Genomic DNA, 22,510 nt, shown 5'->3' with positions numbered 1-22,510 from the left:
CTAGTGGAACAGGTCGCGGTCGCTGTCCAGGCTCTGGTCCACCAGCCACTTGCCGTGGGCGATGGAGGCGTGCTGCGCGGCGTCCAGATCGGCGAGGAAGGCCATCTTCGTCGGCAGCGGCTGGCGCCGCGTGCTGCGTCCGTCCGGGGCGATGATCTGGCAGCCGCCGGCATAGGGCGTGGGCAGCCCCGGGTGTTCGAAGACACGGGCGATGATGGTGTAGTCGCGATGGGTGCATTGCAGGGTTTGCATGGCATGGACCTCGCTGTCGGGCCAGGGGGCGCCGCCTGCGCCATTGCCGGCGCCAGGCGCCGCGCCGCTCTGGCGTGGCTGTCCCGCCGGGGACGGGGCCTGTGCTTTCGCGTATCCCCACCTTAGAACAGCGGGCCGGCCGTGCAAGGACGGGGCGACGAAGGGCGCCGCGGCACTTTTCTTCCGCCGCGCCCGGCGCCAGACTGTCGGCATGCCTATCCACAGACTTTCCCGCCTCGGCGACCTCGCGCCCGGCCAGTGGGACGCCCTGCTGCCGGACGCCCAGCCGTTCCTTCGCCATGCCTTCCTCGCCAGCCTGGAGGACAGCGGCAGCGTCACCGCGCGCACCGGCTGGCGCCCGGCGCACCATGTGCTGCTCGACGACGCCGGGCGGTTGCGCGCGGCGCTGCCGGCCTATGTGAAGGCGCATTCCTACGGCGAATACGTGTTCGACTGGGGCTGGGCGGACGCCTGCCAGCGCGCCGGCATCCGCTACTACCCCAAGCTGCTGGTGGGCGTGCCCTTCTCGCCGGTGAGCGGTGCGCGCCTGCTGGGCACGGACGAGGGCATCGCCGAGTTGCTGGGCGTGCTGGCCGAGGGCACTGCGGAAGGCGTGTGGTCCGGCGTGCACGTGAACTTCACCGATCCGCGCGCCGATGGGTTGATCGCCGCGCAGGACGGCTGGCTGGAACGCCTGGGCTGCCAGTACCACTGGTTCAACCGCGATTACCGGGATTTCCAGGACTTCCTCGATGCTCTGGCCTCGCGCAAGCGCAAGCAACTGCGCAAGGAGCGCGAGCAGGTGGCGGGGCAGGGCATGGAGTTCCGCTGGATGGAGGGGCCCGAGCTGGCCGAGGCCGACTGGGACTTCGTCTATGCCTGCTATGCCAGCACTTACGAGGTGCGCGGCCAGGCGCCGTATCTGACGCGGGAGTTCTTCAGCCTGCTGGCCGAGCGCATGGGCGAGGCGATCCGCGTGGTCTTCGCCCGCCGCAACGGACGGCCGGTGGCCATGGCCTTCAGTCTGGTGGACGGCGACACCCTCTACGGGCGCTACTGGGGTTGCCTGGCGGAGTACGACCGCCTGCACTTCGAAACCTGCTTCTACCAGGGCCTGGACTACGCCCTGGCCGCCGGGCTGCGCCGCTTCGATGCTGGTGCCCAGGGCGAGCACAAGCTGATCCGCGGCTTCGAGCCGGTGCTCACGCGCTCCTGGCACCAACTGGGGCACCCGGGCCTGCGCGCCGCGGTGGATGACTTCCTCGCCCAGGAACGCGCCGGCATCCGCGCCTACGCCGAGGAGGCGCGGGCGGCGCTGCCTTACCGGCAGGCCGAGTAGGAGGAAGTCGGGTAGAAGGTCGGCCCCCGGCCGCTACGACAGGCTCGCGGGGTGGCCAAGTCGGCCAGGGACCGAGACCGGGCCGGGGCTCAGACGTGGCTCGCCTGGCCGCCCCATTCGAGGAAGCGCACGCGGTGCGTGGTGCCCTCGTGGTCCTGGTACACGAGGTAGGCGGGGACCATGCCCACCTTGTGCGAGTTGTCGGTACGGTGCAGCACCTTGTCGATGTCCAGCGGCATGCCGTAGTGGTATTCGACCGTCGGAAGGTCGGCGCCCGGCTCCTTGATCGCGTCCTGGGCGAAGACCATGGGAGCGAGGCTGGAAAGCACCGCCGATACGACAGAAGCAATCTTCATTCTGGTGGTCCTCATAGCGAAGGGGATGAAGCCCCGCCCTGGAGCACTGGCATCCGATGTCTGGCCGCGGGTCCGGGGGCGGGCAGGGGGCGATGCTTCAGGCGTCCACCGCATGGCGGGGCGTGGAACAGATATGACCACCGAACCACCCCACGCGAGAAATTGATGTGCTTGCTAATGATCATCGACCGGGGTGATGCGGCGACTTGTCGCAGGGTTCGGGATGGAGGCTTAAGGCTTCATTAACGGACAGGGCGATATGCCGCAGGAATCCTGTAGGAGCGGGCCCTGCCCGCGAAATCGCGCGCAGGGCGCGCTCCTACAAGGTGCGGTGCTTCGCGAATGGGCTGGGCAGGAGATTCGGCGTCAACCCGTAGGAGCGGGCCCTGCCCGCGATTCGCGCGCAGGGCGCGCTCCTACAAGGTGCGGTGCTTCGCGAAGCGGCTGGGCGGGAGATTCGGCGTCAACCTGTAGGAGCGGGCCCTGCCCGCGATTTCGCGCGCAGGGCGCGCTCCTACAGCCAGACCGCGTTCCAGAAGGGGTAGTCGCCAACCTTGGCCACCAGGCCGGCACGTAGGGGATTGGCGACGACGTAGCGTGCGGCGGCACGCAGGTCCTCGTCTCGGCGCAGTGCGCGATCATGATACGCCCGTGCCCATAGTGTTCCGGACCTGCCCAGGCACTGGTTCACGTGCCGGGCACTGCATGATTTCAGACGGTTCACAAGACTGTTCAAGCTCGCCCCAGAACCGATCTGGAGCAGCCAGTGGGCATGGTCGGGCATCAGTACCCAAGCCAGCATATGGCAGTCGTCGAGGAGCCTCGGGTCGCCGAAGCAGCGCGCTGCCGCACAGGCGGCAGGAAAGCAGCGAAAAATGGGTGTGCGGTCGTATGTGGTGGTCGTAACCAGGTAGGTCGTATAAGGCTGGGAAAACCGACCTTTGCGCAGCGCCGAATTGCCCGGGGATTGCTCGTCCATATTCAGTCCTCAGGGGAAAGGACTGAATATCGCTTCCAATCCCTGAGGAAAGAGCGCTGGCCGCTACCGAATGCGCTGCCCGCCCTGTAGGAGCGGGCCCTGCCCGCGAAATCGTGCGCAGGGCGCGCTCCTACAGGGGGGATTGCGGGTTAATCCACCCCCACGAACCCGCCGGTCTGGTGGCGCCACAGGCGGGCGTAGAGGCCGCCGTGTTCGATCAGTTCGGCGTGGCTGCCGCTTTCGACGATGCGGCCGTGTTCCAGCACCACCAGGCGGTCCATGCGGGCGATGGTGGAGAGGCGGTGGGCGATGGCGATCACCGTCTTGCCTTGCATCAGCGTTTCCAGGCTTTCCTGGATGGCCGATTCCACTTCCGAATCCAGCGCCGAGGTGGCCTCGTCGAGGATCAGGATGGGCGCGTCCTTGAGCAGTACGCGGGCGATGGCGATGCGCTGGCGCTGGCCGCCGGAGAGCTTCACGCCGCGCTCGCCGACGTGGGCGTCGAGGCCGGTGCGGCCCTGGGCGTCGTACAGCTGCGGGATGAACTCGCTGGCGCGGGCCTTGCGCACCGCCTCCTGCAGTTCTTCCTCGCTGGCGCCGGGGCGGCCGTAGAGCAGGTTGTCGCGGATCGAGCGGTGCAGCAGCGAGGTGTCCTGGGTGACCATGCCGATCTGCGCGCGCAGGCTCTCCTGGGTCACGTGGGCGATGTCCTGGTCGTCGATCAGGATGCGCCCGCCCTCGATGTCGTACAGGCGCAGCAGCAGGTTGACCAGGGTCGACTTGCCGGCGCCGGAGGGCCCGACCAGGCCGATCTTCTCGCCCGGGCGCACTACCAGGTCCAGGCCCTGGATCAGGCCGCTGCCCTTGCCGTAGCTGAAGTCCACCTCGTCGAAGCGCACCTCGCCACGCGCCACCACCAGCGGCTTGGCGTCGGGCGCGTCGACCACCTGGCGGGGGATGGCGATGGTCTGCATGCCGTCCTGCACCTGGCCGATGTTCTCGAAGATGCCGCCGACCACCCACATGATCCAGCCGGACATGTTGTTGATACGGATCACCAGGCTGGTGGCCAGGGCGATGGCGCCCACCGAGATCAGTTCCTGGCTCCACAGCCACAGGGCCAGGCCCGTGGTGCCGGCGATGAGGATGCCGTTCATGATGGTGATGCTGACGTCCATGGAGGTCACCACGCGCCCGGCGCGCTGGGCCTTGTGCGTCTGCTCGGCGATGGCTTCGCGGGCGTAGTCCTCTTCCTGGCGGGTGTGGGCGAACAGCTTGAGGGTGGTGATGTTGGTGTAGCCGTCGACGATGCGCCCCATCAGCTTGGAGCGCGAGTCCGAGGCGGCCACCGAGCGGCGCTTCACCTGCGGCACGAAGTAGGCGAGGGCGCCGACGTAGGCGATCACCCAGAGCACCAGCGGGATCATCAGCCGCCAGTCGGCCTCGGCGAACAGCACCAGGGCGCTGAGGGTGTAGATCGCCACGTGCCAGAGCGCGTCCACCACCTGCACCGCCGAGTCGCGCAGCGAGTTGCCGGTCTGCATGATGCGCTGGGCGATGCGCCCGGCGAAGTCGTTCTGGAAGAAGCCCAGGCTCTGCTTGAGCACGTAGCGGTGGTTCTGCCAGCGGATCAGGTTGGTCATGCTGGGGTTGATGCTCTGGTGCACTAGCATGTCGTGCAGGGCGTTGAACAGTGGGCGCAGCACCAGCGCCACCGCGGCCATCCAGGCCAGTTCGTTGCCGTGCAGGCGGAAGAAGTCGGCGGGCGCGGTGTTCTGCGCGAGGTCGACGATGCGCCCCAGGTAGCTGAACAGCGCCACCTCGATCAGGGCGACGATCAGGCCGACCACCAGCAGGATCGAGAACACCGGCCAGACCTGGCGCAGGTAGTAGGTGTAGAAGCGCCAGACGTCGGCCGGCGGCATGTGCTCGGGGGCGTCGCGGAAGGGGTCGATGAGCTTTTCGAAGCGGCGGTAGAGCATGATGTCTCTCGGTTGTCGCGGGCCCGTCCCGGGCCCGCCGTTTCAGGCCTCCGTCAGCGTGGGAATCGGGGATTCTCAGAGACGCTTGGCGGAGAGTATGACCACCGGCTCGGCGGGCACGTTCTGGTACATGCCGCGGTTGGTGGTGGGCACCTTGGCGATCATGTCGACCACGCCCATGCCGCGCACGACCTTGCCGAACACGGCGTAGCCGAAGTCGCGCTGGCCGTGGTCGAGGAAGTCGTTGTCGGTCAGGTTGACGAAGAACTGGCTGGTGGCCGAGTTCACGTCGCTGGTGCGGGCCATGGCCAGGGTGCCGCGGGCGTTGAGCAGGCCGTTGTCGGCCTCGTTCTTGATCGGCTCGCCGGTGTCCTTCTCCTGCATCTTCTCGGTGAAGCCGCCGGTCTGCACCATGAAGCCGGGGATCACCCGGTGGAAGATGGTGCCGTTGTAGAAGCCGCTGTCGACGTAGCCGAGGAAGTTCTTCACGCTGATCGGCGCCTTGGCGCTGTCGAGTTCCACCTCGATCTCGCCCAGGGTGGTGGACAGCAGCACGTGGGGTTTCGCCGGGTCGGCGGCGAGCGCCGAGGTGGCCAGGACGAGGGAACAGGCGGCGAGCAGGAAGCGTTTGAACAGGGTCATTTTGCGGATGTTTCCTGAGATGTTTTAGGAATGGTCTACCTGCTCGAGGAAGTCGAGCAGGGTGCTGTTGAAGGCTTGCGGCTGGTCCAGCGGGGTGGCGTGGCGCGAATCCTCGATCACCACCAGGCGCGCGTTGGGCAGGCGCTCCACGTAGGCCTGCTTGAGCGTCACCGGGGTGTAGTCGCGGTCGGCGCTGACCACCAGTGTCGGACAGGTTATGCGCCCCAGGCGCTCCTGCACACCCCAGCCGATGATGGCGTGCAGGCTGGAAAGGTAAGCGCGTTTGTCGTTCTGCGGCCAGCGCTGCTCGATCTTGCGCCGCAGGTCGGCCTGCTCCGGCTTGGGGAACAGCAGCTTGCCGAGGGCCTTGCCCACGGTGTCCAGGCCCAGCACGTGGGCGAGGAACAGCCGGCGCGCCACTTCCAGGTATTCGCGCAGGGTGCGCGGCTTCACTTCCGGTGCGCTGTTGACGATGGTCAGGCTCTTGAGCAGTTCCGGCCGGCGGGTGGCCAGCTCGAAGCCGATCATCCCGCCCATGCTGATGCCCACCAGGTGCACCGGGGCCAGGCGCAGTTCCTCGATCAGCGCCGCCACGTCCTCGGCGAAGCCGGTAATGCTGTAGCGCTCGCGGGGCTTGTCGGACTGGCCGTGGCCGCGCACGTCGAGGGCGATCACCCGGTGGCGCCGGAGCAGTTCCGGCACCTGGTACTCCCAGTCGCGGCTGCTCGAGCCCAGGCCGTGCACCAGCAGCACGGGCGTGCCCTGGCCGCTGTCCTCGAAGTACAGGCGCTGGCCGTCGTGGTGCAGGTAGGGCATCGGCGGTTCTCCGGGTCAGGCGCTCGGCGGCGCGGCGAAAGGGGCGTCCAGGGGCACGTTGGCGAAGGTCTTCAGCAGTTCGACGAGGATCTGCGTGGCCGGGCCCAGGGGTTTTTCCTTGTTCGGGTAAAGATAGAAGCGGCTCTCGCGGGTGACGCCCTGGGTCAGCGGCAGCGGCTTGAGCGAGCCGTCGCGCAGTTCGCGCTCGATCATGTGCCGCGGCAGCCAGGCGAAGCCCAGGCCGTTGCCGACGAAGGTGGCGGCGGTGGCCAGGCTGCCTACCGTCCAGCGCTGCTCGGCGCCCAGCCAGCCGACGTCGCGCGGCTGCAGGCGGCCGGAGTCGCGGATGACCACTTGCATCTGGCTTTCCAGGTCCTGGTGTGTCAGTTCGCGCTGCAGGCGGTGCAGCGGATGGTCCGGGTTGGCCACGGCGACGAATTCCACGGTGCACAGGTCGGCGCCCAGGTAGCCGGCGATGTTCAGGCCGCTGATGGCCAGGTCCGCATGGCCCTGCTGCAGTGCCTCCTCGACGCCGGACAGCACTTCCTCGCGCAGCAGCACGCGGCAGCCGCGACTCTGCGGCACGAACGCGGACAGCGCGCGGACCAGGCGCAGGGTGGGGTAGGCGGCATCCACCACCAGGCGCACTTCCGGCTCCCAGCCCTGCTCCATGTGGTGGGCCAGTTCCTCCAGTTGGCCGGCGCTCTTCACCAGTTGCCGCGAGCGCCGCAGCAGCACCTCGCCGGCCTCGGTGAGCACCGCCTTGCGGCCGTCGATGCGCAGCAGCGGCACGCCGAGCTGCTCCTGCATGCGCGCCACCGTGTAGCTGATGGAAGACTGCGAGCGGTGCAGGGCCTCGGCGGCCTGGGCGAAGCCGCCGTGGTCGACCACCGCCTGCAGCGTGCGCCATTGATCCAGGGTAACGCGGGGCGCTTTCATCCTCGCCTCCTCTTGTCTAATCTGGCGCTCTGCCTGAACCGAGCGAGACCGCCACATGAAAAGAATCTGCTGTGCGTTGCTGCTGTCGCTGCCGTTGACCGCCCTGGCCTACCCGATCGAGGTGGAGAAGTCCCTCAACGGCACGGAGATCGACGTCCAGACCCAGGACATCGGCGACAGCATGGGCGCCGTGCTGTTGCAGAACTACGGCAAGCAGGACGTGGCCTGCACCGCGGTGTTCCAGAACGGCCCGGAGTCGCCCAAGGTGCGCAAGACGGTGCTCGCCGCCGGCAAGTCCAGCAACCTCACCGCCAGCTTCGGCCGCGCCATCATCAAGCTGCGCATCAAGCTGACCTGCAACCCGGCCTGAGCCGGCAGCGCATGTTCTCCAGACTAGGAGCAGATGCGGTACAAATCAACTAAATCGATATTTTGAAGCAATTATTTCTGCTTTTTTATCGATAAGTCATTCCATAAGCTGGCCTCCATCGACGCAAACGACCGCTGGAGGTCAAGCCCATGTCCCGTGTTCTGGTAATCGAAAGCAGCGCCCGCCAACAAGGTTCGGTCTCCCGCCAGCTGACCGCCGAATTCATCGCCAACTGGCGCGCCGCCCACCCCGCCGACGAAATCCAGGTCCGCGACCTGGCGCTGGAACAGGTTCCGCACCTGGACGCCGACCTGCTGGGCGGCTGGATGAAGCCGGCCGAGCAGCACAGCGCCGCCGAGCAGGCCGCGCTGCAGCGTTCCAACCTGCTCACCGAGGAACTGCTGGCCGCCGACGTGCTGGTGCTGGCCGCGCCCATGTACAACTTCGCCATCCCCAGCACCCTGAAGTCCTGGCTGGACCACGTGCTGCGCGCCGGCGTCACCTTCAAGTACACCGAGACCGGCCCCCAGGGCCTGCTCGGCGGCAAGCGCGCCTACATCCTGACCAGCCGCGGCGGCGTGTACGCCGGCGGCCCGCTGGACCACCAGGAACCCTACCTGCGCCAGGCCCTGGCCTTCATCGGCATCCACGACGTCACCTTCGTCCACGCCGAGGGCCTGAACATGGGCGCCGAGTTCGCCGAGAAGGGCCTGGCCAAGGCCCGCGAGCAACTGGCCGCGGTGGCCTGACCATAGATTCCGGCTTACCACTTGCGCGCCCGTCGCTCCTGGGCGCGACGCCCGGTCGACGCACTTCCCCCGCGAATGTCGACCGGGCTTTTTCTTTGGCGGGGTTCGCGAGCAAGCTCGCTCCTACAGGAGCCCAACGCTTTTCGTAGGAGCGAGCTTGCTCGCGAACGAGGTTCTCCGCGATGACATGGGGCGCCGGCCCTGCGGCGGGATCGTGGATGAATCCTATCCACGTCGTTCCCATGTAGGAGCGCGCCTTGCGCGCGAATCGCGGGCAGGGCCCGCTCCTACAGGTTGACGCTGAACCTCCCGTTCATGCCGGAGAGCACCCAGGCCCTTTCTTCGCCCCGGCAAAACCGCTATTTTCCACGCCCCTTTTCGGTGCGCCTGTCCGGTCATGCCTTACCTGCTTTTCGTAACCGTCCTCTGGGCGTTTTCCTTCAGCCTGATCGGTGAATACCTCGCCGGCCAGGTCGACAGCTATTTCGCCGTGCTCACCCGGGTGCTGCTGGCCGGCGCGGTGTTCCTGCCGCTGACGCGCTGGCGTGGGGTGGCGCCGCGCTTCATCGGTGGGGTGATGCTGGTCGGCGCGCTGCAGTTCGGCATCACCTACGTCTGCCTGTACCAGAGCTTCCGTGTGCTGACGGTGCCCGAGGTGCTGCTGTTCACCGTGCTCACGCCGCTGCACGTGGCGCTGATCGACGACGCCCTGAACCGCCGCTTCAACCCCTGGGCGCTGCTGGCCGCGGCGGTGGCCGTGCTGGGCGCGGCGATCATCCGCTACGACGGCGTCAGCGGCGACTTCATCGAGGGCTTCCTGCTGCTGCAGCTGGCCAACGCCACCTTCGCCGCCGGCCAGGTGCTGTACAAGCACCTGGTGGCGCGCTACCCCTCGGACATCCCGCAGTACCGCCGCTTCGGCTACTTCTTCGTCGGCGCGCTGCTGGTCGCGTTGCCCGGCTGGGCGCTGCTGGGCAACCCGGCCAAGCTGCCGACCACCGACGTGCAGTGGCTGGTGCTGCTGTTCATGGGCCTGCTGGCCACCGCCCTGGGGCAGTTCTGGTGGAACAAGGGGGCTACGCTGGTGGATGGCGGCACCCTGGCGGTGATGAACAACCTGCACGTGCCGGTGGGGTTGCTGATCAACCTGCTGATCTGGAACGAACATGCCGACCTGGCCCGCCTGGCCCTGGGCGGCGGGGTGATAGTGGCGTCGCTCTGGGTGAACCGCCTGGGGCTGGCGCGGAGGGCCGTGGCATGAACATTTCCGGTCGCGGCGTCGTCCTCTCCCTGGCCGCCTCGGTGCTCTTCGTCACGCTGCCGGGCTACCTGCGCTGGCTGGCGCCGCTGGACAGCATCCAGATCGTGGCGCACCGGGTGGTCTGGTCGATCCCCATGGTCCTGCTGCTGGTGGCCTTCACCGGCCAGGGCGGCGTGCTGCGCGATGCCGGACGGCGCCTGCTGCGCGAGCGCTGGCTGCTGCTGTGCTTCCCGCTGAGCGCGGCGATGATGCTGGTGCAGTGGGGCGTGTTCATCTACGCGCCCATGGTCGGCCAGACCCTGCAGCTGTCCCTGGGCTACTTCCTGCTGCCGCTGACCATGGTGCTCTGCGGCCGGCTGTTCTACGGCGAGCGCTTGACGCCGTTGCAGGGCATCGCCGTGGCCTGCGCGCTGGTCGGCGTGCTCCACGAGCTGTGGCTGACCCGCGCCTTCTCCTGGTTCAGCCTGATCACCGCCCTGGGTTATCCACCGTATTTCATGCTGCGCCGGCGCATGGGCGTGGACGCGCTGTCCGGCTTCGTCTTCGAGATGCTGGTGCTGCTGCCCTTCGCCCTGTGGACCATCTGGCACTTCGGCGACCTCCACGTGTTCGCCGAGACGCCGCGGCTGTGGGCGCTGCTGCCGATGCTGGGGTTGATCAGCGCCCTGGCCTTCGCCGCCATGATGGCCTCCAGCCGGCTGCTGCCCATGGGGTTGTTCGGCATCCTCAGCTATGTCGAGCCGATGCTGCTGTTCCTGCTGGCGGTGCTGTTCCTCGGCGAGGCGTTCCAGCCTCAGCAGCTGTGGACCTATGGGCCGATCTGGCTGGCGATCCTGCTTACCGGCTGGGACAGCGCGCGGCTGCTGCGCAAGCAGGCGCGGCGGGAGCGGCGGGGTGGTGGGGCGTGATGAGGCACGCTTTCAGCCACGCCATTTCAATGTAGGAGCGCGCCCTGCGCGCGATTCGCGGGCAGGGCCCGCTCCTACAGCCCTGCCCAACCGTGGGGCGAATAACCGTTCGCGGTTATCCGCCGTTGGCCCCGCGTCCATGAAAAACGCCGTTTTCCCTGCCCGGGAAAACGGCGTCTTTTCTTGCAGCGCGGGCCCTTACTCGAAGCGATTGCCCGGCAGGTCGGCCTTGGCCAGCGTCTCCGGCAGCACGCGCTTGGCCGCCAGGTAATGGCGCTGCCAGTACTTGTCGTTGAGGTTGGCCACCTTCACCTTCTGCCCGCGGCGCGGGGCGTGGACGAAGCGGTCGTTGCCGACGTAGATGCCCACGTGGTCGACGTTGCGGCTGCGGATGCGGAAGAACACCAGGTCGCCGGGCTGCAGGTCGCGGCGCGCCACCTTGGGGTTGCTGCTCTGGTAGATGGCCCGGGCGGTACGCGGCAACTCGACGTCGTCGACGTCGCGGAACACGTACTTGACCAGGCCGCTGCAGTCGAAACCCTTGGGCGAGGTGCCGCCCCAGCGGTAGGGCGTGCCGATCATGCTGAAGGCGCGCTGGGTGACCTGGTGGGCGTCACTGGGCTGCTGCTTCGCCGGCGGGGCGATGCTCAGCAGCTCCTTGCCCTGTACCGGGACACGGAGTTCGAGGGGAGCGGGCGCGTAGGAACGCGTGGCCCGTGGAGAAGCTTCCACCCCGGTTACAACGGCGGCCAAACTGGCTGCCAAGCCTATGGAAAGGCATGTCAAAAGGGTACTGCGCATTCGGCATGTCTTCTTTCTGGTTGTGGATGTAACCCAGACTCCGCTGGATCGCCGTTGCTCTTCGGCGGGCGATGGTTTCCTTTGGTCCGCGAAAAAATTCCGCGCATTCTGACCGACTTTTCGTGACAGTGTTTTGACCGTCCGTCGCTTCCGGGGAGCGCCGTGTGACTCGGCGGGCATTCGGTGACATGTGTTCGGACTGCCCGGTCGGGCGCCGACCTTATAGCCGAAAGCCCTATGCCAGGCGGGTTGCCGGGAGATGGCCCAGGTTCGCGCGAGGGTGGCCGGAAGGGGGCGGGAAGGGCGTGGAGTGGGACCTGATGTCGCAGGGAAAAAACCGACGAAATGCAGGCCCTCTGACGATTTTCGTCAGTTGGCGAGGTGTTCGCGCAGCGCCGGCAGGACTTTTTCGCGCAGCAGCGGCGCCAGCGGCTCGGGGTGGCGGCCGTCCTCCAGCCAGGCCAGTTCCTCCAGTTCGGCGGCGGCGCTCACCGGGTGCGGCAGGCTGGCGACGAAGACGTGGGCGTCGACGCGGGTGTCGGCCTCGTTGGCCGCGGCGGCCTGGAAGTTGCCCAGCGGCTGCAGGGCGCTGGCCGGCAGGTTCAGGCCGAGTTCTTCCTGCAGTTCGCGCAGCAGCGCCTGCAACGGGCTTTCGCCGGGCTCGCGCTTGCCGCCGGGGAGCATGAAGGCGCGGGTGCCGCGCTTGCGCACCAGCAGCAGGCGGCCGGCGTCGTCGAGCAGGCAGGCGGCGGCGATGTCGAGGGTGGTCTGGGGCATGCGGGGGCTCACTTGAGGACCTGGTAGCGCACCTGCACGATGCCGCTGGGGAAGCTGCGCTGTTCCAGCAACTGCAGGCGCCGTTCGAGCCCGATGCCGAACAGCGGGATGCCGGCGCCGAGCAGGTGCGGAATGATGCTGACGATCACCTCGTCGAGCAAGTCCGCCGCCAGGCAGTTGCCGGCCAGGCTGCCGCCGCCCACCAGCCAGATGCGCTGGCAGCCGCGGGCCTCCAGGTTGGCCAGGGCCTCGCTGGGCGGGCAGTGCTGCAGCTCCACCCGGGGCGAGGCCAGCGGCAGGCGGTTGGCGCGGGTGAGGACGATGGCCGGCTTGTCCGGGTAGGGCCAGTCGCCGAAGTCCAGGCATTGCAGGTAGGTGCCGCGGCCCATCAGCAGGCCGTCGATGCTGGCGTAGAAGGCTGAATAGCCATGGTCGTCGTCATGGCCGTCGAATGCGTCCAGCCAGTCGACGCTGCCGTCGGGGCGGGCGATGTAGCCGTCCAGGCTGCTGGCCACGTAATAGATGAGGGTGGCGGACACGGCGTTTCTCCGGGAAAGGCGCGCGGAAGCGCGCGCCTGCCTTGAGCATGGCACCGGCCTGGCGAGGCAGCCAGGCCGGGGGCTGTCGCCCGTCCGATCGGAGCCTGGCGCGGGTTCTCAGGCCTGTTCCATGTCCAGCGCCGGGTGGCGTTCGCTACGAGCCGCCGGCGTCGGCAACAGGCCCTGCAGCCCGCCACGCAGGTCCTGGCCGCTGGGTTGCTGGTAGACGCCCAGGCCGAACTCCGGCAGCACCGCCATCAGGTAGTCGAAGATGTCGCCCTGGATGCGCTCGTAGTCCAGCCACGCGGTGGTGCGGGTGAAGCAGTAGATCTCCAGGGGCACGCCTTCGGCGCCGGGCTGCAGCTGGCGGACCATGCAGGTCATGTGCGGGTGGATGTCCGGGTGGGCCTTGAGGTAGGCCTCGGCGTAGGCGCGGAAGGTGCCGATGTTGGTCAGCCGCCGGCGGTTGGCCGACAGCGGCACGTTGCCGGCGTTGGCCTGGTTCCACTCGCTCAGCTCGTCCTGCTTGCGCCGCAGGTAGTCGGTCAGCAGGCGCACGCCGGACAGTTTCTGCGCCTCGGCCTCGTCGAGGAAGCGCACCTGGCTGGCGTCGAGGTACAGGCTGCGCTTGATGCGCCGCCCGCCGGACTGCTGCATGCCGCGCCAGTTCTTGAACGACTCGGACATCAGGCGCCAGGTGGGCACCGAGACGATGGTCTTGTCCCAGTTCTGCACCTTCACCGTGTGCAGGGTGATGTCCACCACGTCGCCGTCGGCGCCGACCTGGGGCATCTCGATCCAGTCGCCCACGCGCAGCATGTCGTTGCTGGTCAGCTGCACGCTGGCGACGAAGCTCAGCAGGGTGTCCTTGTAGACCAGCAGCAGGACCGCGGACATGGCGCCCAGGCCCGAGAGCAGCAGCATCGGCGAGCGGTCGATGAGGATCGACACCACCACGATGCCGCCGAAGACGAAGAGGAACAGCTTGGCCAGTTGCACGTAGCCCTTGATCGAGCGGGTGCGGGCATGTTCGGTGCGCGCGTAGATGTCCAGCAGGGCGTCGAGCAGGGCGCTCAGGGCCAGCAGCAGGAACAGCGCGGTGACCGCCATGGCCAGGTTGCGCAGGAAGGCCTCGGGCCTGCCGGCCAGGTTGGGGATCAGCACCAGGCCGAACTGCACCACCAGCGACGGCACGGTCTGCGCCAGGCGCTGGAACACGCGGTTGTCGCGCAGGTCGGCGAGCCAGCTCAGAGCCGGCTGGCGCGCCAGCAGGTCGGCCGCGCGGCGGACCAGGAAGCGGGCCAGGCGGCCGACGATCCAGGCCACTGCGAGGAGGATGACGAGGCCGAGGGCGGCGCTGGTCAGCGGGTGTTGGTCGAGCAGGGCCCAGTAGCCCTGGAGGGTGGCGAGGGGAGAGGAAAGGTCCATAGGCCGGAAACATCCTTTGGATCGGGGCGCCAGTGCGGGGTGGCGCGTGGTGCGGAGGCTACGGGGTAGCCGCGAAGGCCCGGCCGCGGTGGCCGGGATGAGCGCGGCATTGTAACGGCAGGCTAGCGGCAGGGCCGAGCAGGATATTTCCGAAATGTAACCTCAGCCCGCCAGCTCCTCCAGGGTGCGCCCGCGGGTCTCGATGCCGAAGCCCCAGACCACCGCCGCGGCGACCAGGAAGCACAGCGCGCCGAGGGTGAACACGCCGCCCTGGCCGGCCACCGGCAGGACCAGGCCGCTGACGGTGGGCCCGAGCAGCGAGCCGACGCGCCCCACCGCCGAGGCGAAGCCCGAGCCGGTGGCGCGCGCCGAGGTGGGGTACAGCTCCGGGGTATAGGTGTAGAGCACCGCCCACATGCCGAACAGGAAGAACTGCATGGCCAGGCCGAAGCCGATCAGCAGCGCCAGGCTGCCGCCGAACACCGCGGTCTGGCCGTAGGCATAGGCCATGGCGCCGCCGCCCAGGAGCATCAGCACGCAGCTGGGCTTGCGGCCCCAGCGCTCCACCAGCCAGGCGGCGCAGAGGAAGCCGGGGATGCCGGCCAGGGAGATCAGCACCGTGTAGTACACCGACTGCGTCACGGCGAAGCCGGATTGCTGCAGCAGCGCGCTGAGCCAGGAGGTCAGCCCGTAGAAGCCGAGCAGGGCGAAGAACCACAGGCTCCAGACCGTCAGGGTGCGGCTGCGGTAGGCCGGCGACCAGAGTTCGGCGAAGGCGCTGAAGAAGCCCGGGCGGTTCGGCTCGGGGCGCGCCAGGGCCTGCGGTTCGGGCAGGCTGGCGAGCTTCAGCGAGGCCATCACCCGCGCCTCGATGCGTTGCAGCGAGCGCTCGGCCTTGTCCGCCAGTCCGGCCTGTTCCAGCCAGCGTGGCGATTCCGGGACCATGAAGCGGATGGCCAGGACGAACAGCGCCGGGAAGGCCAGCAGCAGGAACAGGCTGCGCCAGCCGGCCGCCGGCAGCACGAAGTAGGACAGGCAGCCGGCGGCGATGAAGCCCAGCGGCCAGAAGCCGTCCATGAGGGCGATGTAGCGGCCGCGGGCCCTGGCCGGGATCATCTCCGAGAGCAGCGACTGGGCGATGGGGAATTCCATGCCCATGCCGATGCCCAGCAGCACGCGGTACAGCGTCAGGCTCTGCACGTCGCCGGCGGTGGAGCACAGGTAGCTGGCCAGGCCCCAGAGCACGATGCTCCACTGGAACACCGGCTTGCGCCCGAAGCGGTCGGCGAGCATGCCCGACAGCGCCGCGCCCAGGACCATGCCGAAGAAGCTGGAGCTGGCCAGCAGCCCGGCCTGGGCGCTGGACAGGCCGAACTCGGCTTTGATCGAGCCGAGCAGGAAGGTCATCATCGCCAGGTCCATGGAGTCGAAGAAGAACGCCAGGGCGATGATCACGAAGATCAGCCGGTGGTAGGGGCTCAGCGGCAGGCGCTCGAGGCGCTCGGCGGCGGTGGGGCGATGCGGCATCTCGACACTCCTCGGGCTGTCCTGCGGCCAGTCTGGGACGGGCCTGCGCGGTGGACTTGCCCGAGGGCGACACGGGGCGTGCGGATCGCGACCGGCGAATAAAACCTGCTTTCGGGCGCGGCAACCGTTAGGCTATGCAGCTATTTGGTCTTTTCGTCTTCCCGAGGTTTGCCTTGTTCGCCCAATTCGCCCTCCACGAACGCCTGCTCAAGGCGCTGGAAACCCTGTCCTTCACCGAGCCGACCGCCGTCCAGGCCGCGGCCATCCCGAAGGCGCTGGAGGGCCGCGACCTGCGCGTGACCGCGCAGACCGGCAGCGGCAAGACCGCCGCCTTCGTGCTGCCGCTGCTGCACCGCCTGCTCAGCGAGGAGAAGCCCAAGACCGGCGCCCGCGCGCTGATCCTGCTGCCGACCCGCGAGCTGGCCCAGCAGACCCTCAAGGAAGTCGAGCGCTTCGCCCAGTTCACCTTCATCAAGGCCTGCCTGATCACCGGTGGCGAGGACTTCAAGGTGCAGGGCGCGCGCCTGCGCAAGAACCCGGAGATCATCATCGGCACCCCCGGCCGGCTGAACGAGCAGTTCAACGCCGGCAACCTGCCGCTGGGCGACGTCGAGGTGCTGGTGCTGGACGAGGCCGACCGCATGCTCGACATGGGCTTCGCCGAGGACGTGCTCAAGCTTGCCGGCGCCTGCCCGGCGCAGCGCCAGACCCTGTTGTTCTCCGCCACCGCCGGCAGCGGCCTGCACGCGATGGTCGAGCAGGTCCTGCGCGAGCCGGAAAGCCTGCAGCTGAACCGCGTCAGCGAGCTGAACGAGGACATCGCGCAGCAGGTCATCCTGGTCGACGACAACGCCCACAAGGAAGCCATCCTGCACTGGCTGCTGGAGAACGAGACCTTCGAAAAGGCCATCGTCTTCACCAACACCCGCGTGCAGGCCGACCGCCTGACCGGCCGGCTGATCGCCGCCGGGCACAAGGTCTTCGTCCTGCACGGCGAGAAGGACCAGAAGGACCGCAAGCTGGCCATCGAGCGCCTGAAGCAGGGCGCGGTGAAGATCCTCGTCGCCACCGACGTGGCCGCCCGCGGCCTGGATGTCGAGGGCCTGGACCTGGTGCTGAACTTCGACATGCCGCGCCGCGGCGACGAGTACGTGCACCGTATCGGCCGCACCGGCCGCGCGGGCGAGGCCGGCCTGGCCATCTCGCTGGTGTCGCACAGCGACTGGAACCTGATGTCGAGCATCGAGCGCTACCTCAAGGTGCGTTTCGAACAGCGCACCATCAAGGAGCTCAAGGGCAGCTACAAGGGGCCGAAGAAGGTCAAGGCCTCGGGCAAGGCCGCCGGCACCAAGAAGAAAAAGACCGATTCCGGCAAGAAGGCCGGGGCCAAGCCCGCCGCCAAGCGCAAGCCGGCGAACAAGCCGAAGGCGGCGCCCTCGTCGGTGGTCAGCAACGACGGCATGGCGCCGCTCAAGCGCAAGAAGCCGGCTGCCGAGTAAGCCTCCGCTCCTGTGATGCGGACCCTGTCCGCGATTCGCGGATGAATCCGCTCCTACAGGATTGCGCCGACCCTTGTGCTTGCTCCGGACGGCTCCCTCTCCCGCTTGCGGGAGAGGGCTGGGGAGAGGGCGCTCTCAGCCCCGTAGGATGGGTTGAGCGAAGCGATACCCATCGCCATGACCGCATGGGTTTCGCAAGCTCAACCCATCCTACGAAGAGCGCCTCGGCGTAGTTTGCGCCAGGGCTTTTCGTAGGAGCGAGCTTGCTCGCGAACGGATTCCGCAGCGGGGCTTGTTCGCGAGCAAGCTCGCTCCTACAACAACTGCCGGGACCTGGCGGGCGTCCCGGTTCACTCGAAGGCGAAATGCTCCGCCTTGAGCCCCATCACCGAACGCACCGGCTTGGCCATGGCCGCCGCGTGGCCCTTGGCGCGGGGCAGCAGGCGGGCGAAGTAGAAGTCGCTGGTGGCGATCTTGGCCTTGTAGAAGTCGCTCGACTCGCTGCCGCCCTGGCGCAGGCGCTTGCGGGCCGTGGCTTCCTGCAGGGCCCAGGCGTAGGCCAGGGCGACGTAGCCGGAGAACATCAGGTAGTCGTGGCTGGCGGTGCCCACCAGGTCGCGCTGCTTGCGGGCGCTCAGGGCGATGCGCAGAGTCAGCAGGTTCCACTGCGCGCACAGTTTCAGCAGCGTCAGCGCGCGGCCGCGCATGGCCGGTTCTTCCTTGAGCAACCCCGTGGCGAATTTCGCCACCACCCTGGTGAAGTCGCGCACCGCCTTGCCCTGGGTCATCAGCAGCACCTTGCGCCCGAGCAGGTCGAGGGCCTGGATGCCGGTGGTGCCTTCGTAGAGCGTGGCGATGCGCGCGTCGCGGACGATCTGTTCCATGCCGTGCTCGCGGATGTAGCCGTGGCCGCCGAACACCTGCATGCCCAGGTTGGCGCTCTCCAGGCCCAGCTCGGTGAGGCAGCCCTTGAGGATCGGGGTGAGGAAGCCGAGCTTGTCGTCCCAGCGTTCGTACTCGGCGTTGTCGCTGGTCAGCAGGCCCTGGATCATCTTGTCGGCGTACTGCGTGGCCAGGTAGACCAGCGTGCGGCCGCCCTCGGCCACGGCCTTCTGCGTCAGCAGCATGCGCCGCACGTCGCCGTGGTGCATCAGGCTGTCGGCCACCTGTTCCGGTTCCTTGGCGCCGGACAGCGCGCGCATCGAGCGGCGCTCGCGGGCGTAGGCCAGGGCGCCCTGGTAGGCCAGTTCGGCGGTGGCCACGCCCTGGATGGCGGTGCCGATGCGCGCGCTGTTCATGAAGGTGAACATGCATTCCAGGCCCTTGTTCGCCGGGCCGATGAGAAAGCCCGTGGCGCTGTCGAAGTTCATCACGCAGGTGGCCGAGGCCTTGATGCCCATCTTCTTCTCCAGCGCGCCGCAACTCACGCCGTTGCGCGGGCCGAGGCCGCCGCCTTCGCCGGGCAGGAACTTGGGCACGATGAACAGCGAGATGCCGCGGGTGCCCCTGGGCGCGTCGGGCAGGCGGGCGAGGACGATGTGCACGATGTTCTCGGTGAGGTCGTGCTCGCCGGAGGAGATGAAGATCTTGGTGCCGGTGATGGCGTAGCTGCCGTCGGCGTTGGGCTCGGCGCGGGTCTTCACCTGGCCGAGGTCGGTGCCGCACTGCGGTTCGGTGAGGCACATGGTACCGCCCCAGCGGCCTTCGGTGAGGGGCGTCAGGTAGGTGCGCTTCTGCTCTTCGGTGCCGTGCTGCATCAGGGTGTTCATGGCGCCCAGGGACAGCCCCGGGTACATCGAGAACGGCCAGTTGGCGGTGCCGAGCATTTCCTGCTTGAGCGCGCCCAGGCTCATCGGCAGGCCCTGGCCGCCGTATTCCACCGGGTGCGACAGGCCTTGCCAGCCGCCGGCCACGTAGGCGTCGTAGGCTTCCTTGAAGCCCTTGGGCGTGCGTACCTCGCCGTTCTCCAGGTGGCAGCCTTCCTCGTCGCCGGAGTGGTAGAGCGGGGCGATCACTTCCTCGCAGAGCTTCGCGCATTCGCCGAGGATGGCGTCGACCATGTCCGGCGTGGCCTCGGCGCCGTTGATCAGGTTGCGGTAGTGTTCGGGGAAGTCGAAGACCTCGTTGAGCAGGAAGCGGGTGTCGCGCAGCGGGGCTTTGTAGACGGGCATCGCGGTGATCTCGCAGGGACTGTGGGCGCAGTTATACGGCCGCGCACCCGGCCTGGCCTTGGCAGCGGCAACAGCTGGCGCCTGGCAGATCGGACAATCGACCGCGATTGACCTTCACGGGTATCGCGGGTATATACACGTATCATGCTGACCACCCAATGCCTCTGCACCCAGTTGCGCCGCGCCGCCCGAGGTGTCACCCGCGTCTATGACGATGCCCTGCAGGGCATCGGGCTGACGGTCGCGCAGTTTTCCCTGCTGCGCCACCTGGCGCGCCTGGAGCGCCCGAGCATTTCCGAACTGGCCGAGGCCATGGGCCTGGACCGCAGCACCCTGGGGCGCAACCTGCGCCCGCTGCAGGCCGAGGGCCTGGTGGAGCTGCAGGGCGACGCCGGCGACCAGCGCAACCGCCTGGTGCTGCTCACCGCCGCCGGGCACGAGCGCCTGGAGCAGGGCACGCAGCCCTGGGAAGCGGCGCAGCGGCGGATGTACGAACGCCTCGGGGTGGAGCGCCGCGAGCAACTGATGGCGTTGCTGGGGGAGCTGGAAGCCCTCGATTGAACGCCTTGCCAAGGGCGTTCGTATGGATGAATGCGGGTATATACCCCTGTTGGAGCGAGAAGAACAATGTCCAAGCTGTCGCGTGCGGGTTTCTGGATACTGCTGTCCGGCGCCCTGATCCTGGCCCTGTCCCTGGGCGTCCGCCACGGCTTCGGCCTGTTCCTCGCTCCCATGAGCGCCGAGTTCGGCTGGGGCCGCGAGGTGTTCGCCTTCGCCATCGCCCTGCAGAACCTCATCTGGGGCATCGCCCAGCCCTTCACCGGCGCCCTGGCCGACCGCTTCGGCGCGGCGCGCGCGGTATTGGTGGGCGGCCTGCTGTACGCCCTGGGCCTGGTCATGATGGGCTATTCGGACTCGGCGGCCAGTCTGTCGCTGTCCGCCGGGTTGCTGATCGGCATCGGCCTGTCCGGTACCTCCTTCTCGGTCATCCTCGGCGCCGTCGGCCGCGCCGTGCCGCTGGAGCGGCGGAGCATGGCCATGGGCATTTCCGCCGCCGCCGGCTCCTTCGGCCAGTTCGCCATGCTGCCCGGCACCCTCGGCCTGATCGGTTGGCTCGGCTGGTCGGCGGCGCTGCTCGCGCTCGGGCTGCTGGTGGCGTTGATCGTGCCGCTGGCCGGGCTGATGCGCGACAAGCCGCTGCCGGTGCAATCCCATGAACAATCCCTGGGCGAAGCGCTGCGCGAGGCCTGCGGACATTCCGGTTTCTGGCTGCTGTCGCTGGGCTTCTTCGTCTGCGGCTTCCAGGTGGTGTTCATCGGCGTGCACCTGCCGGCCTACCTGGTGGACCGCCACCTGCCGGCCACCGTCGGCACCACGGTGCTGGCGCTGGTGGGGCTGTTCAATGTGTTCGGCACCTACATCGCCGGCTGGCTCGGCGGGCGCTTCAGCAAGCCGAAGCTGCTGACCGGGCTGTACCTGATCCGCGGCCTGGTGATCCTGGCCTTCCTCTGGGCGCCGCTGACGGTGTGGACGGCCTACGCCTTTGGCATTGCCATGGGCCTGCTGTGGCTGTCCACGGTGCCGCTCACCAATGGCACCGTGGCCACCCTGTTCGGCGTGCGCAACCTGTCGATGCTCGGCGGCATCACCTTCCTGTTCCACCAGATCGGCGCCTTCCTTGGCGGCTGGCTGGGCGGCTACGTCTATGACCACACCGGCAACTACGACCTGGTCTGGCGGATCGCCATTCTCCTCTCGCTGCTCGCCGGCCTGCTCAACTGGCCGGTGCGCGAGCGCCCGGTGGCGCGCCTGGGCGTCGCGGAGGTAGCGTGAGGCCGCTATTGCGCCTGGGCGCGGCCGTGCTGGCCGCGGCGCTGCTGGGCCTGGCCTGGTGGGGCTGGCGGCATGGTGGCCTGGCGTTGTTGCAGGCCGGCCTGGGCCATTGCTTCTGAGGATTGCCGCGGGCGGGGCAGGGGAGTAGCGTCCTTCGATCGAAGAAGGAGAATCGCCATGTCCCGCTACCTGTTCCTCGGCCTGCTGTGCTGCCTGCCCCTGGCCGCCCAGGCTGCCGACTGCCCGCCGCTGCTGGCGCAGCAGGGGCACCTGCAGAAGCTGCGCTCGAAGGTCGACCTCGACCTCTGCGGGCTCTACGCCGGCAAGCCGCTGCTGGTGGTCAACACCGCCAGCCACTGCGGCTTCACCCCACAGTTCAAGGGCCTGGAGGCGATCTACCAGCGCTACAAGGGCCAGGGCCTGGAAGTGCTGGGCGTGCCCTCGGACGACTTCAAGCAGGAGGCCGATGACGCCGCCGAGACCGCCCAGGTCTGCTACGGCAACTACGGCGTGACCTTCAACATGACCCAGGTGCAGCCGGTGCGCGGCGACGACGCCATCCCGCTGTTCCGCGAGCTGGCGCGCCAGGCCGACCAGGCGCCGCGCTGGAACTTCTACAAGTACGTGGTGGACCGCCAGGGCAAGGTGGTGGCGCAGTTTCCCAGCCTGACCAAGCCGGATGATCCGGCCTTGCAGGCGGCTATCGAGAAGGCGATCGCTAGCCAGCCGTGAAGATGGAAAGGCCGTTCGTGCCACCGGGGCGTCTGGCGCGCTCGGTGAATCCAATCGCGGACAAAGTCCGCTCCTACGCCCTCCGGCAAACACCAGACCCGTAGGATGGCGTTGAGCGAAGCGATACCCATCACCCCGGCCGCATGGGTTTCGCCAAGGCTCAACCCATCCTACGAAAAGCGCCTTGGCGCAGCCGGCAAGACAGTTGCTCCTACGCCCGTGCTTCCTGGAACCGTAGGAGCGGACTCCGTCCGCGATTCGGCGGATAACGCCGTAGGCGTTATGCGCCCTACGGATTTCCAGAGAAACATCCGAGCGCACCGGAGTGCCCCTTCAGAAGGCCGAGCGAAACCGGCGCTCAGGAGGTCATGCGACATGGATGTCGCGAGAGCCTCGCGGGCTACAGGGACGTACCCTCGGGGCGGGCCTCCGTGGCGGGGGAGTTCGTGAGGGTAGCCCGACTCCGTCGGGCCCGTATGCGGGGCAAGCCTTTTTGGTTCCTTTTTGCGGGGGTGGCCTTCCACCGTTTGACAAAAGGGACTCGCCCGAGGGGGCGAAACAAAAAACATCCGAGCACGCCGAAGCGGCGCAAACACACCCAAACAAGACG

The 22,510-nt window shown here is 68.0% G+C and carries 23 protein-coding genes; 10 read left to right on the top strand and 13 right to left on the bottom strand.

Annotation, left to right across the window (positions count from 1 at the left end; genetic code table 11):
• Positions 1 to 252: a hypothetical protein gene (locus tag BM060_RS03325; RefSeq protein WP_009620418.1), complete on the bottom strand. Its 252-nt coding sequence runs from the start codon at positions 250 to 252 to the stop codon at positions 1 to 3.
• Positions 253 to 463: 211 nt separating this feature from the next.
• Between BM060_RS03325 and BM060_RS03320 the strand changes: the two genes are divergently transcribed.
• The gene (locus BM060_RS03320; RefSeq protein WP_074977267.1) at positions 464 to 1,591 is read left to right on the top strand and encodes a GNAT family N-acetyltransferase; all 1,128 of its coding nucleotides are present in this window, start codon (positions 464 to 466) and stop codon (positions 1,589 to 1,591) included.
• Between the two features lie 89 nt (positions 1,592 to 1,680).
• Here the strand turns inward: BM060_RS03320 and BM060_RS03315 are convergent, their stop codons facing one another.
• From BM060_RS03315 to BM060_RS03290, 6 genes are all read right to left on the bottom strand, one after another.
• Entirely contained in the window at positions 1,681 to 1,947 is a 267-nt protein-coding gene (locus BM060_RS03315; protein WP_043270980.1) for a DUF2790 domain-containing protein, read from the bottom strand.
• Positions 1,948 to 2,461: 514 nt separating this feature from the next.
• Entirely contained in the window at positions 2,462 to 2,926 is a 465-nt protein-coding gene (locus BM060_RS03310; protein ID WP_074977265.1) for an REP-associated tyrosine transposase, read from the bottom strand.
• 149 nt (positions 2,927 to 3,075) lie between these two features.
• Positions 3,076 to 4,908, bottom strand: a complete 1,833-nt coding sequence (locus BM060_RS03305) for an ABC transporter ATP-binding protein (protein ID WP_074977264.1) — start codon at positions 4,906 to 4,908, stop codon at positions 3,076 to 3,078.
• A 75-nt stretch (positions 4,909 to 4,983) separates the two neighbouring features.
• On the bottom strand, positions 4,984 to 5,544 hold the full coding sequence (locus BM060_RS03300) for a peptidylprolyl isomerase (RefSeq protein ID WP_024128564.1): 561 nt from the start codon (positions 5,542 to 5,544) through the stop codon (positions 4,984 to 4,986).
• Positions 5,545 to 5,574: 30 nt separating this feature from the next.
• Positions 5,575 to 6,366, bottom strand: coding sequence for an alpha/beta fold hydrolase (locus BM060_RS03295; protein WP_074977261.1), 792 nt, complete (start codon positions 6,364 to 6,366; stop codon positions 5,575 to 5,577).
• Positions 6,367 to 6,381: 15 nt separating this feature from the next.
• Complete coding sequence (locus BM060_RS03290; RefSeq protein WP_009623637.1) at positions 6,382 to 7,305, bottom strand: PA3225 family LysR-type transcriptional regulator; 924 nt, start codon at positions 7,303 to 7,305, stop codon at positions 6,382 to 6,384.
• Positions 7,306 to 7,360: 55 nt separating this feature from the next.
• Between BM060_RS03290 and BM060_RS03285 the strand changes: the two genes are divergently transcribed.
• From BM060_RS03285 to rarD, 4 genes are all read left to right on the top strand, one after another.
• Positions 7,361 to 7,675 carry a hypothetical protein gene (locus BM060_RS03285; protein ID WP_009623635.1) on the top strand — a complete coding sequence of 105 codons (315 nt, stop codon included), beginning with the start codon at positions 7,361 to 7,363 and terminating at the stop codon, positions 7,673 to 7,675.
• Between the two features lie 149 nt (positions 7,676 to 7,824).
• Entirely contained in the window at positions 7,825 to 8,424 is a 600-nt protein-coding gene (locus BM060_RS03280; protein WP_074977260.1) for an FMN-dependent NADH-azoreductase, read from the top strand.
• 397 nt (positions 8,425 to 8,821) lie between these two features.
• A complete protein-coding gene (locus BM060_RS03275) occupies positions 8,822 to 9,685 on the top strand; it encodes a carboxylate/amino acid/amine transporter (RefSeq protein ID WP_074977258.1) in 864 nt (287 codons plus the stop codon).
• Positions 9,682 to 10,593: an EamA family transporter RarD gene (rarD, locus tag BM060_RS03270; RefSeq protein ID WP_074977256.1), complete on the top strand. Its 912-nt coding sequence runs from the start codon at positions 9,682 to 9,684 to the stop codon at positions 10,591 to 10,593. Before BM060_RS03275 ends, rarD begins: the two co-directional genes overlap by 4 nt.
• Positions 10,594 to 10,791: 198 nt before the next feature.
• Here rarD and BM060_RS03265 read toward each other — a convergent pair whose 3' ends face one another.
• The 5 genes from BM060_RS03265 to BM060_RS03245 form a co-directional block, all read right to left on the bottom strand.
• On the bottom strand, positions 10,792 to 11,394 hold the full coding sequence (locus BM060_RS03265; RefSeq protein ID WP_074977254.1) for a C40 family peptidase: 603 nt from the start codon (positions 11,392 to 11,394) through the stop codon (positions 10,792 to 10,794).
• 369 nt (positions 11,395 to 11,763) lie between these two features.
• Positions 11,764 to 12,171, bottom strand: coding sequence for an NUDIX hydrolase (locus tag BM060_RS03260; RefSeq protein WP_074977253.1), 408 nt, complete (start codon positions 12,169 to 12,171; stop codon positions 11,764 to 11,766).
• An 8-nt stretch (positions 12,172 to 12,179) separates the two neighbouring features.
• The gene (locus BM060_RS03255) at positions 12,180 to 12,710 is read right to left on the bottom strand and encodes a dihydrofolate reductase family protein (RefSeq protein WP_074977251.1); all 531 of its coding nucleotides are present in this window, start codon (positions 12,708 to 12,710) and stop codon (positions 12,180 to 12,182) included.
• 117 nt (positions 12,711 to 12,827) lie between these two features.
• Positions 12,828 to 14,138: a mechanosensitive ion channel family protein gene (locus BM060_RS03250; protein ID WP_074977249.1), complete on the bottom strand. Its 1,311-nt coding sequence runs from the start codon at positions 14,136 to 14,138 to the stop codon at positions 12,828 to 12,830.
• Between the two features lie 162 nt (positions 14,139 to 14,300).
• Positions 14,301 to 15,665 (bottom strand): MFS transporter, encoded by a 1,365-nt coding sequence (locus BM060_RS03245; RefSeq protein WP_074977247.1) that lies wholly within the window; start codon positions 15,663 to 15,665, stop codon positions 14,301 to 14,303.
• 134 nt (positions 15,666 to 15,799) lie between these two features.
• On the opposite strand from BM060_RS03245, the gene BM060_RS03240 reads away from it, so the two are divergent.
• Positions 15,800 to 17,164: a DEAD/DEAH box helicase gene (locus tag BM060_RS03240; RefSeq protein WP_135499908.1), complete on the top strand. Its 1,365-nt coding sequence runs from the start codon at positions 15,800 to 15,802 to the stop codon at positions 17,162 to 17,164.
• Between the two features lie 350 nt (positions 17,165 to 17,514).
• Here the strand turns inward: BM060_RS03240 and BM060_RS03235 are convergent, their stop codons facing one another.
• Positions 17,515 to 19,335, bottom strand: a complete 1,821-nt coding sequence (locus BM060_RS03235) for an acyl-CoA dehydrogenase C-terminal domain-containing protein (protein ID WP_074977245.1) — start codon at positions 19,333 to 19,335, stop codon at positions 17,515 to 17,517.
• 144 nt (positions 19,336 to 19,479) lie between these two features.
• On the opposite strand from BM060_RS03235, the gene BM060_RS03230 reads away from it, so the two are divergent.
• From BM060_RS03230 to BM060_RS03220, 4 genes are all read left to right on the top strand, one after another.
• Entirely contained in the window at positions 19,480 to 19,896 is a 417-nt protein-coding gene (locus BM060_RS03230; RefSeq protein WP_074977243.1) for a MarR family winged helix-turn-helix transcriptional regulator, read from the top strand.
• Positions 19,897 to 19,971: 75 nt separating this feature from the next.
• A complete protein-coding gene (locus tag BM060_RS03225; protein WP_135499919.1) occupies positions 19,972 to 21,168 on the top strand; it encodes an MFS transporter in 1,197 nt (398 codons plus the stop codon).
• On the top strand, positions 21,165 to 21,287 hold the full coding sequence (locus BM060_RS33210) for a hypothetical protein (protein WP_024128567.1): 123 nt from the start codon (positions 21,165 to 21,167) through the stop codon (positions 21,285 to 21,287). Before BM060_RS03225 ends, BM060_RS33210 begins: the two co-directional genes overlap by 4 nt.
• Before the next feature lie 58 nt (positions 21,288 to 21,345).
• Entirely contained in the window at positions 21,346 to 21,900 is a 555-nt protein-coding gene (locus BM060_RS03220) for a glutathione peroxidase (RefSeq protein ID WP_009623611.1), read from the top strand.
• Positions 21,901 to 22,510: the final 610 nt, after the last annotated feature.

The organism is Pseudomonas citronellolis, assembly GCF_900112375.1.
Lineage (GTDB): Bacteria > Pseudomonadota > Gammaproteobacteria > Pseudomonadales > Pseudomonadaceae > Pseudomonas > Pseudomonas citronellolis.
Note: the sequence above shows the minus strand (reverse complement) of the source record. Positions and strands in the feature narration are given on the sequence as shown.